The 252-nt window shown below is 66.3% G+C and carries 1 protein-coding gene; it reads left to right on the top strand.

Features of this window, described 5'->3' with window-relative positions:
* Positions 1–226, top strand: a 226-nt coding sequence (locus SB765_RS31870; protein ID WP_410932790.1) for a helix-turn-helix domain-containing protein, incomplete at its 5' end; no start/stop codon positions are given.
* Between the last annotated feature and the right edge of the window lie 26 nt (positions 227–252).

Below are 252 nucleotides of genomic sequence, written 5' to 3'. Positions count from 1 at the left end.
CATGCGAGAGGACGGCGAGCAGGTGCTGACCCTCGATCACTTCACCGATTGCCTGCTGGATGAACTGGCCACGGGCACAACGCCGTCCGGCAGCCTCAAGGACAACGAACTGGACCTGATCCGCACTGCCCTGGGCCGCCACCAGGGCAATGTCTCGGCCGCCGCCGAGGCCCTGGGTATCAGCCGCGCGACGCTGTACCGCAAGCTCAAGCAGCTGCGTAGCTGACATGGGCGGCCTGTTCGCAAGGCTGG

The organism is Pseudomonas sp. SIMBA_067 (assembly GCF_046534675.1).
Lineage (GTDB): Bacteria > Pseudomonadota > Gammaproteobacteria > Pseudomonadales > Pseudomonadaceae > Aquipseudomonas > Aquipseudomonas putida.
Note: the sequence above shows the minus strand (reverse complement) of the source record. Positions and strands in the feature narration are given on the sequence as shown.